Annotated in this window: 11 protein-coding genes; 6 read left to right on the top strand and 5 right to left on the bottom strand. The window is 72.7% G+C overall.

What is annotated here, in order from left to right; all coding sequences use genetic code 11:
• Window positions 1-11: 11 nt before the first annotated feature.
• On the bottom strand, window positions 12-341 hold the full coding sequence (locus ASF20_RS16930; protein WP_056276039.1) for a hypothetical protein: 330 nt from the start codon (window positions 339-341) through the stop codon (window positions 12-14).
• 393 nt (window positions 342-734) lie between these two features.
• Window positions 735-1451 (bottom strand): HAD-IA family hydrolase, encoded by a 717-nt coding sequence (locus tag ASF20_RS16935; RefSeq protein WP_056276043.1) that lies wholly within the window; start codon window positions 1449-1451, stop codon window positions 735-737.
• Between the two features lie 190 nt (window positions 1452-1641).
• Here ASF20_RS16935 and ASF20_RS16940 point away from each other — a divergent pair, with 190 nt between their 5' ends.
• The 3 genes from ASF20_RS16940 (at window position 1642) to ASF20_RS16950 (ending at window position 3407) form a co-directional block, all read left to right on the top strand.
• Entirely contained in the window at window positions 1642-1962 is a 321-nt protein-coding gene (locus ASF20_RS16940; RefSeq protein WP_056276046.1) for a hypothetical protein, read from the top strand.
• A 196-nt stretch (window positions 1963-2158) separates the two neighbouring features.
• Window positions 2159-2428, top strand: a complete 270-nt coding sequence (locus ASF20_RS16945) for a hypothetical protein (protein WP_056211747.1) — start codon at window positions 2159-2161, stop codon at window positions 2426-2428.
• 37 nt (window positions 2429-2465) lie between these two features.
• Entirely contained in the window at window positions 2466-3407 is a 942-nt protein-coding gene (locus tag ASF20_RS16950) for an ABC transporter ATP-binding protein (protein WP_056276049.1), read from the top strand.
• A 15-nt stretch (window positions 3408-3422) separates the two neighbouring features.
• Here ASF20_RS16950 and ASF20_RS16955 read toward each other — a convergent pair whose 3' ends face one another.
• From ASF20_RS16955 to argH, 3 genes are all read right to left on the bottom strand, one after another.
• A complete protein-coding gene (locus ASF20_RS16955; RefSeq protein ID WP_056276051.1) occupies window positions 3423-4130 on the bottom strand; it encodes a hypothetical protein in 708 nt (235 codons plus the stop codon).
• Between the two features lie 100 nt (window positions 4131-4230).
• Window positions 4231-4551 (bottom strand): hypothetical protein, encoded by a 321-nt coding sequence (locus ASF20_RS16960; RefSeq protein ID WP_056211741.1) that lies wholly within the window; start codon window positions 4549-4551, stop codon window positions 4231-4233.
• A 199-nt stretch (window positions 4552-4750) separates the two neighbouring features.
• The gene (gene argH / locus ASF20_RS16965) at window positions 4751-6136 is read right to left on the bottom strand and encodes an argininosuccinate lyase (RefSeq protein ID WP_056276054.1); all 1386 of its coding nucleotides are present in this window, start codon (window positions 6134-6136) and stop codon (window positions 4751-4753) included.
• A gap of 54 nt (window positions 6137-6190) precedes the next feature.
• Here argH and ASF20_RS16970 point away from each other — a divergent pair, with 54 nt between their 5' ends.
• The 3 genes from ASF20_RS16970 to ASF20_RS16980 all read left to right on the top strand — a co-directional run.
• On the top strand, window positions 6191-6820 hold the full coding sequence (locus ASF20_RS16970) for a TlpA disulfide reductase family protein (protein WP_056276626.1): 630 nt from the start codon (window positions 6191-6193) through the stop codon (window positions 6818-6820).
• A gap of 430 nt (window positions 6821-7250) precedes the next feature.
• Window positions 7251-7532: a hypothetical protein gene (locus ASF20_RS16975; protein ID WP_056276057.1), complete on the top strand. Its 282-nt coding sequence runs from the start codon at window positions 7251-7253 to the stop codon at window positions 7530-7532.
• A 134-nt stretch (window positions 7533-7666) separates the two neighbouring features.
• A partial coding sequence (locus tag ASF20_RS16980) for a methyl-accepting chemotaxis protein (protein WP_244476465.1) occupies window positions 7667-8908 on the top strand: 1242 nt, incomplete at its 3' end.

The following is an 8908-nucleotide window of genomic DNA, read 5'->3' on the forward strand; positions in this document are numbered from 1 at the left end:
GCTTCGCCCCATCAAACGGCCTGGAGCCGGGGTCCCCGGGCCTGGGCAGCCGGACGGGTCCGGTCGCGGAACCGGTCCCGGGCGGCGCGGGCCGCCTGCTCGACGCTGCGGTAGACCGTGCCGTCGAGGGGGGCGAAGTCGCGGCTCGACGCGAAGAAGCGCACGCCCCCGGGCTCCGGAACGGCGATCCCGGCGGTGATCTCGCCGATCTCGATGACCCGCGGCGGGGCAGGCTCGGCATGGAGGCGGTTGCGGGCGCGCTCCGCCCGGTGATCCACGAGGCTGGGGGCCGCGTGCAGGCGATTCAGCGCCCGCTCGGCCTCGATCTGAAGATGCGGCATGACAAGGACTCCGGTGGCCGGCGCGGGGCCGGCGCGAGACGAACGGTGGGACGCGAGGGGATGGTCAGCGTCGACAACGGCCGTGTTGGGACCGGAGACGCGGGGCATCGCCCCGCGGGAAGCATGCGTTGCAGACAGTCACGGCAAGTCATCCTTTCCGAGAAGGACCACGAGGCGCGAGCGCATCGCGGTGCTTTAGCGTTTGATGACGCGGCGCAAGCTACACACTTCAAATCACCGCGGCGCGGCGACACCTCCAGGCATCGCCGAACGTCTTGAAGATGCTCATCCCGCTGCGTTTCGTCAACGGATCGATCTTCCGAATGCAGCACAGTCGTTAGCAGAAACGGCCCCGCTCGGCCTCCGGCGCGCGTGCTTCCTTCGCAGACCCGATCAAGCGGCGGCGATGACGCCGGCGAGGTCCCGGTAGTCGCGGAAGATCCGGGCCGCACCGGCCCGGGTCAGGTCCGCGGCCGCCGGGTCGTGGGTCCAGTGCCCGCCGCCGCTGAAGCCGACGACGCGCATGCCGGCGGCGCGGGCCGCCGTGACGCCGGGCACGCTGTCCTCGATGACGAGGCAGGCCGCGGGGGCGACCCCCATCGCGGCGGCGGCGTGGAGGAACAGGTCGGGCGCCGGCTTGCCCCGCGCCACCAGGGTCGAGGAGAAGATCCGCCCCTCGAACAGCGGGAGCAGCCCCGTCAGCCCCAGGGAGTGACGCAGGCGCACGGGGTCGCTGCTGGAGGCGACGCAGGAGGGCAGCCCGAGGGCGGCGACCGCTGCGGCGACGCCCGCGACCGCCCGGAGCTCCGAGTCGAAGGCGCGCAGCGTGTCCGCCTTCACGGCGTCGACGAAGCCCGCGGGCTCCGCGATTCCGTAATCCTGGGCGATGTGGCCCATGATCGAGACCATCGAGGTGCCGGCGAAGCGCGCCCGCACGGTCTCGACGTCGATGGGCACGCCGATGCGGTTGAGGCCGGCGGTGAGGCGCGCCAGGCTGATCGGCTCGCTGTCCACGAGCACCCCGTCGCAATCGAAGATCACCAGCGCGAGGGGTGGGGCCGTCGCGCCGGGCGCGGGCACCGGATGGAGGAGCGTGGAGGCGTCGCGCATAGGGTTCGGTCGGGTCTCGGGTTGCGGATGGGCCCCGCGCCGCGCGGCCCCGTGCCCCGCATATGGCGCGATCGCGATCCCGCGCAAACCGCGACGCCCGGCCGAGCCACCGGTGGCTTGCGCCCGTCGGCGCGCCCTCCTACTCAGCCTGAAGGGCCGGCGCGGATGCCGGCGGGTGCGATCGGGTGCGATGGTCCGTTTCCTCAGCCGCTTCCTCGGCCTCGTCTTCCTGGCGGCGGGCTTCGTCTGCCTCGTCTACGACGGTGCCCGCTCCGTCGCGAACAACACCCCGCGCCTCACCAGCGTCAGCGACCTCGCCTTCACCCTGTTCAAGGACCGGGCGAACGCTCTCCAGGGCACGGTGGAAAGCGTCGCCCCCTGGCTCTGGAAGATCCTGGTCCTGCCCCTGACCCTGGCGCCCGCCGCCCTGATCGGGCTCGTGATCGGGACCGTCCTGCTCTGGCTCGGACAGCCGGCGCGGGAGCGGATCGGCTTCCTCAGCGGTCCGTGAGAGCCGGTCGCGGCGGCGACCGCCGGACCGGGTGCCATTTCGCACGCGCTGCCGCCCGCCGCCTTCGCGCCATCCGGCCGAGGTGCCATAATCCCGTGCGGTCCCCATCGTAGATGAACGGGATCATCGGGGCGCGGCGCCGTTCACGCCCGATCGTCCCGACGCCTCGCCACCTGTCAGGGATCCGTCGCTCCTCATGCCCCGCATCGTCGCCGCCTCCACCCTGGCCCTCCTCCTCGGCGCCGCGCCGGTCCTGGCGCAGCCGTCCCCGGGCGCGCCCCAGCGCAACATCGCGCCCACCGGGGTGACCAAGCCGCCGGGCCGCGCGGAGGCGGGCAAGGCCCCCTATACCCGCGCCTCCACCGAGGCGGACATGGCCAAGGCCCAGCGCGCCTCGGCCGCCCGCGACAAGGCCTGGGACACCAAGATGCGCACCACCATGGGCTCGATCTGCAAGGGCTGCTGAGGCTTAGGCCGCCGGACCGCGCGCCGGTCAGGGCCCCGTGATCCGCCTGGAAGGCGTCAGCAAGCGGTTCCCCGGGGCCGAACGCCCCGCCGTCGACGCCCTCGACCTCGCCGTCGCCGAGGGCAGCGTCTGCGCCCTCATCGGCCCGTCCGGCTGCGGCAAGTCCACGACCCTTCGGATGGTCAACCGGCTGGTGGAGCCGGATGCCGGCCGCGTCCGCGTCGGCGGCACGGACGTGACGCGGACCGATCCCGTCGCCCTGCGCCGGCGCATCGGCTACGTGCTCCAGGGCGTCGGCCTGTTTCCCCACCGCAGCGTCGCCGACAACATCGGCACCGTGCCGGGCCTGCTCGGCTGGCCCCGTGCCCGGATCGCCGAGCGGGTCGACGCGATGCTCGACCTCGTCGGCCTCGACCCGGCGCAGTACCGGGCACGCCGCCCGCACGCGCTCTCCGGCGGCCAGCGCCAGCGCGTGGGCGTCGCCCGGGCGCTGGCCGCCGATCCCCCGGTGCTCCTCATGGACGAGCCCTTCGGCGCGGTGGACCCCGTCGCCCGCGACCGCCTGCAGGCCGAGATCGGCGCCATCCTGCGGCGCCTCGGCAAGACGGTGCTCCTCGTCACCCACGACATCGACGAGGCGATGCGGATGGGCGACCGCGTCGTGCTGATGCGGGACGGCCGCATCGTCCAGGCCGATGCGCCCGAACGCCTCCTGGCCGCGCCGGCCGACGCCTTCGTCGCGGGTTTCGTCGGGCAGGACCGGGCCTTGCGCCGCCTCGCCCTGATCGCCGCCGGGAGCCTGGCGAGCCCCGGCGCCCTGCCGGAGGCCCCCGCGATCGCGGCCGGGGCGTCCCTGCGGGAGGCCCTGTCCCTCCTGCTCGCCACCGGTGCCGACGGTCTCAACCTCACCGGCGACGGACCGCCGGTCCACCTCACCCTGGCGGCGATCCGGGCCGAGGCGGCCCGGGCGGTGGCGTAGGGCCTGACCGGTCCCCTACTTGCACTCCTCGCGGGCGCGCTTCATCGCGTCGGCGAACCCCGCCAGGGCGTACTCGTCGCTGGTGGGATTGCCGCGCAGCGAGGTGGTCTTGACCTGCAGCTTCGGGGTGCGCCCCATCTCGGTGACCACCCGGGTCTCCTCCGCCGGGTTCTGGAGCCAGGCGTTGTTGTCCTTGGTGACGAGGCCGTAGCGGGTGGCGCCGAGGATCAGGGTCGGGTCGGTGGGCGCCGGGCCGGCATTGGCCTTGGCCTGGCTGTTCGCGGGCTTGGCCGGGAAGCCCAGCATCACCGCGACCTCGTTGGCCACGTTCTCGGCCTTGCGCACGGTGACGAAGAGGTAGGCCGTGTCGCGCTTCAGGGTCTTGGGCGAGCGCGTCTGCGGCTGGGCGATGGCGTAGCAGACGCGGGTCTTGCCCTGGCCGCTCGCGAAGACGTTCCAGTCGCCGAAGATCGCCACCGGGGTGGCCTGCTGCATGCCGGGGGCCGTCACGGCGGCCTTCGCGGCGCGCTCGCGCCCCCGGCGGGACTTCCGGCGGCCCGGGGCCTCTGCCTCCTCGGGGGCGGCCTCCTGTGTCTGGGCCTGGCTCTGGGCCCGGGCCGGGCCGGCCGCGAAGGGATGGGGGGCGCCGACCAGGGGGGCGGGACCGGACAGGACCAGGATGGCGGCCCCGAGCCGGAGGCCGCGTCGCAGAACAGGAACCATGGAAGACCCTTCGGGACGTCGCCGGACCGGGAGCCCGGCCGACCGTCCGGATGTGCGACGCCGCGCGGCGCCGGTTTCAGGATTGCGTGTCCCGCCCCGATCAGGCGGCGTGGGGCTCGGCGGCGAACACGCCCGGCAGCGCCGCCATCACGCTCGCGAGGGCGGGTGCGGCCAGCGTCGACAGGGTGGGGGACTCCGCGGGGTCCGGGCCCGTCGCCTCGAAGGCCGCGAGCCTCTGCACCCGCGGCAGCGCGCGGGGCTCCGGATCGTTGTAGGGCGTGTTGTAGCACTTGCGCACCGAGGCCCAGAAGGCGGCCCGGTCGGCCTCGGGCAGGCGGCTCAGGGCGGCGTCGATCAGCGCCGTGGCTTCGGCCGCGAGGGCGGGGACGTCATCCGGCGCGATCCGGCTTTCAGCGGGCATGAGCAGATCTCCGAGGGGCTCGGGACAGGGTCCTACACAGCATCACATAGCTGAGCCGTGAACGCACCTGCCCCGAGTCCGGTTCTTTTCGGGTCAGTCCAAATCGGTTCGATCCCTCCGGGATGGCGGATGGGGGCTTCGGTCGAGCGCCGCGCAGGCTTGCCGAGAGGGGCACCGCTCCGATGACGCGGCGTCCGCATCAATCCTGCCCGAGGGCCGCGAGCCAGCGGTTCGCCTGCGACCGCACGTTGTCCGGCGCGGTGCCGCCGTAGCTGGTCCGGCTCGTGACCGAGTTCTCGACCCCCAGCACGGCGTAGACCGCCTGCGTGATCCGGGGCTCGGCGGCCTGCATCTCGGCCAGGGAGAGTGCCTCCAGCCCGACGTTGCGGGCGGAGGCCGCGCCGACGAGGCGACCGGTGACGTGGTGGGCCTCGCGGAACGGCAGGCCGAGCTCGCGCACCAGCCAGTCGGCGAGGTCGGTCGCGGTGGCGTAGCCGGAGCCGGCGGCGCGGGCCAGCACCGGGGCGTTGGGTTCGAGGTCGCGCACCATGCCGGTCATGGCGGCGAGGCACAGCGAGAGGGCCTGGAGGGCGTCGAAGGTGCCCTCCTTGTCCTCCTGCATGTCCTTCGAATAGGCGAGCGGCAGGCCCTTCATCACGATGAGCAGGCCCGTGAGCGCGCCGATGACCCGGCCGGCCTTGGCCCGCACCAGCTCCGCCGCGTCCGGGTTGCGCTTCTGCGGCATGATCGACGAGCCGGTGGTGTAGCCGTCGGAGAGCTTCACGAAGTTGAACTGGGCCGAGGTCCAGACCACCAGCTCTTCGGCGAAACGCGACAGGTGGACGGCGCAGATCGAGGCGGCGGCGAGGGATTCCAGGGCAAAGTCGCGATCGGCCACCGAGTCGAGGGAGTTCGCCGTCGGCCGGTCGAACCCGAGCGCCGCGGCCGTGGCGTGGCGGTCGATGGGGAAGGAGGTGCCGGCGAGCGCCGCGGCGCCGAGGGGGCACTCGTTCAGGCGCGCACGGGCATCGCGGAAGCGGCCCCGGTCGCGGGCCAGCATCTCCACGTAGGCGAGGCAATGGTGCCCGAAGGTGACGGGCTGGGCCGATTGCAGGTGGGTGAAGCCCGGCATCACCGTGCCGGCATGGGCCAGCGCCTTCTCGGCCAGGGCCTTCTGCAGGCCAACGGCCTGGGCGTCGAGGCTGTCGAGGGTGTCGCGCACCCACAGCTTCATGTCGGTGGCGACCTGGTCGTTGCGCGAGCGCGCGGTGTGCAGGCGCCCGGCCGCCGGGCCGACGATCTCGGTGAGCCGGCTCTCGACGGACATGTGGATGTCCTCGAGCTCGCGCTTGAACACGAAGCCGCCCGCCTCGATTTCGTCGCGCACGGCCTTGAGGCCGCCCTCGATCGCAGCCACATCGGCGGAGGGGAGGATTCCCGCCTGTCCCAGCATCGCCACATGCGCCAGCGAGCCGCGGATGTCCTGGGGCGCGAGGCGCTTGTCGAACCCGATGGAGGCGTTGATCTCCTCCATGATCTCGGCGGGGCCGCTCGCGAAGCGCCCGCCCCACATCCGGTTGCTCATGTTTTCAAACGTCCTTCCAGCCGCCCTGCCCGTCCGCCCCCGGACGCAACGATGATGCCCGGCCGCAGATCTGCGCTGATCGCCGGGGCCGTCCTCGTCGCCGCACTCGGTGCGGGGCTTGCCGTATACGGGACGGGCTCGACCGGCGGCAACTCCGCCGGCCCCTGCGCGGGCTCGGTCGCGGCGACCGCCCGCATCGCCCCCCTGGCCCGGGGCGCCGTCGCCGCCCTCCAGGTCGCGACCGTGCCGGTGCCCGCGCCGGCCCTGGCCTTCAAGGGGCCAGAGGGAACCGACGCCACCCTCGACGGCGTGCAGGGCCTGCGCCTCGTGAACCTGTGGGCGACCTGGTGCGCGCCCTGCAAGGCCGAGATGCCGGCCCTCGACCGGCTCCAGGGCCGGCTCGGCGGGCCGGATTTCAGCGTCGTGGCGATCAATGTCGACACCCGCAACCTCGCGGCGCCGCCCGCCTGGCTCAAGCAGAACGGCATCGCGCGGCTGGCCTACTATGCCGATCCCGGCGGCCGGGTCCTGCCCGCGATCCAGAAGGCCACCGGCTCCCTCGGCCTGCCCACCACCCTCCTGGTCGACGGCGCCGGCTGCACCCTCGGGGTGATGAAGGGACCGGCCGAGTGGGACAGCGCCGACGGCGTCACGCTGATCGAGGCCGCCCTCGGGCGATCCTGAGTCTGACGCGGTGGGGAGAGCGCGGATGCCCCGGCCGCATCACGCCCGGATTGCCGCCAGGACGGGACACCCGCCGGACGGTCGTGTTCGGTCACGGCCAGGCAGGTAAACCTTTTCGCCAGTCTTGAAACGCAAAGCCCCCAGTCGTCACGCAGTTCCGTCACGACCATGATCGATCGCCATCGAGCGATGCGAATGTCTCTGCGCCTGTTCTCAGACGGAGGCCTGTCCATCATGTCACGACATGGGGCTTTCTGTTCGCGGCCGTTCTGGCCGCGCCCCTTGCGCAGGCTGCCGAACTGCCGCGCAGCGGCACCGACAGCTACTCCACAACCTACGTCACCTCCACCTACGTCACCATGAAGCTCGGCGAGCAGACCGTGACGACCCAAGCAGCTCCGGGAACGCCCGCAACGAGTCCGGCGGCCCGATGTTCAACGACATGGGCACGCGCTGCCTCGGGATGCGCGAGGTCGTCGGCGGCGAGGCGCTCAACCGCGAGTCCTGCATCGACAGCGACGCCGATGGCGACCAGATCTTCTCCACCGACGAAGCCAAGGGCGCCAAGGGCACGCACGTCTTCGTCGGGGGAACGGGCAAATACGCCGGGATGTCGGGGACGGCGGATTACACGAGCCGGTCGGTGAAGAGCCCGGACGGGCGCGGAATGACGCTGGTCATTCATCAGTCCAACTGGACGCTATCGCCCTGACTATTCAATCACGGGCAATGACAGATGACGATCATTCGCGACGAACATCGTCCCTCGACACGAAGACCCGTGGGAATTTTTAACGCCTGTCGCGAATGATGCGGGGACTCCCCTCCAGTCGGGCTCCTCGCCGCATGTCCCTTCGCGCCCTGTCGATCCGCACCAAGCTGTTCCTCGGCTTCGGCCTCGTCTTCGGTCTCGTGGCGGTGATCGGCGGGTCGGCCCTGATGCAGCTGCGCGCCGTCAACGGAGTGGCGCGGGAGATGCGCGACGAGCGCCTCCCGACCGTGCAGCTCCTGGGCAAGCTCCAGGTCCTGGTCCTGCGCCAGCGGGTGAATGGCGGCCGCCTGATCACTGCCGACACGCCGGCGGCCCGCACCGACGTCTCGGCCACCCTGGCCAAGCGCGAGGCCGAGATGCGCGCCGCGCAGGCCGCCTACGCCGGCCTGCCGGCCCAGCCGGAGTCGCAGGCCCTCTACCGGACGTTCGAGACGGAATGGACCGCCTACCGGACCCTGCAGGAGGGGATCGTCGCCCAGGCGCAGGCCGGAGATCTCGCCGGCGCCCAGCGCACCTACAACACCGATATGTCGACGCGCATCAACGCCGTCCTCGGCGCCCTGCAGAAGCTCGTCGAGCTGGAGGAGGGCAGCGCCCGCGCCAGCGGCGCCCGCGCCCAGGACACCTACGACACCGCCCTGCTGACCACCGCGATCCTCGTGGGCCTCGGATTGCTGATCGCGGCCGGTGCCGCCCTCGCCCTCGCCCTCGGGGTCAGCCGCCCCCTGCAGCGGATGACCGAGGCGATGCGGCGGCTCGCGACCGGCGACACGGCGGTCGCCGTGCCGGGCGCCGAGCGGGGGGACGAGATCGGCGCGATGGCGGGCGCCGTCCAGGTCTTCAAGGACAACATCCTGCGCACCCGCGCCCTGGAGGCCGAGACCGCGGCGGCCCGGGCCGGGGCCGAGGCCCTGCGCCGGGAGACCCTGCGCAGCCTGGCCGATCAGTTCGAGGCCGCGGTGGGGGGCGTCGTGGCGCAGGTCGGCACGGCCGCCGCACAGTTGCAGGACACGGCCCGCAGCATGTCGGCCAATGCCAGCGAGACGGCGCAGCGCTCCGTTTCCGTGGCCGCCGCCGCCGACCAGGCCTCGGCGAACGTCACCACGGTGGCGGCCGCCGCCGAGGAGCTCGGCTCCTCCGTCGACGAGATCGGCCGGCAGGTCCAGGGCTCGGCCCAGCTCTCCCGCGAGGCGGTGACGGAGGCCGGGCAGACCGCCACCTTCGTGCGCGACCTGAGCGAGGCGGCCCAGCGCATCGGCGACGTGGTGGCGATGATCTCGACCATCGCGGGCCAGACCAACCTGCTGGCGCTGAAC

Origin of the sequence: Methylobacterium sp. Leaf88 (genome assembly GCF_001422795.1) — a bacterium.
Classification (GTDB): domain Bacteria; phylum Pseudomonadota; class Alphaproteobacteria; order Rhizobiales; family Beijerinckiaceae; genus Methylobacterium.

What these genes read in the sequence shown, in the direction of transcription:
- ASF20_RS16930 (WP_056276039.1), bottom strand. Translation starts at nt 341, where the DNA reads ATGCCGCATCTTCAGATCGAGGCCGAGCGGGCGCTGAATCGCCTGCAC.
- ASF20_RS16960 (WP_056211741.1), bottom strand. Translation starts at nt 4,551, where the DNA reads ATGCCCGCTGAAAGCCGGATCGCGCCGGATGACGTCCCCGCCCTCGCG.
- ASF20_RS16945 (WP_056211747.1), top strand. Translation starts at nt 2,159, where the DNA reads ATGCCCCGCATCGTCGCCGCCTCCACCCTGGCCCTCCTCCTCGGCGCC.
- ASF20_RS16975 (WP_056276057.1), top strand. Translation starts at nt 7,251, where the DNA reads ATGTTCAACGACATGGGCACGCGCTGCCTCGGGATGCGCGAGGTCGTC.
- ASF20_RS16955 (WP_056276051.1), bottom strand. Translation starts at nt 4,130, where the DNA reads ATGGTTCCTGTTCTGCGACGCGGCCTCCGGCTCGGGGCCGCCATCCTG.
- ASF20_RS16970 (WP_056276626.1), top strand. Translation starts at nt 6,191, where the DNA reads ATGCCCGGCCGCAGATCTGCGCTGATCGCCGGGGCCGTCCTCGTCGCC.
- argH (WP_056276054.1), bottom strand. Translation starts at nt 6,136, where the DNA reads ATGAGCAACCGGATGTGGGGCGGGCGCTTCGCGAGCGGCCCCGCCGAG.
- ASF20_RS16940 (WP_056276046.1), top strand. Translation starts at nt 1,642, where the DNA reads ATGGTCCGTTTCCTCAGCCGCTTCCTCGGCCTCGTCTTCCTGGCGGCG.
- ASF20_RS16935 (WP_056276043.1), bottom strand. Translation starts at nt 1,451, where the DNA reads ATGCGCGACGCCTCCACGCTCCTCCATCCGGTGCCCGCGCCCGGCGCG.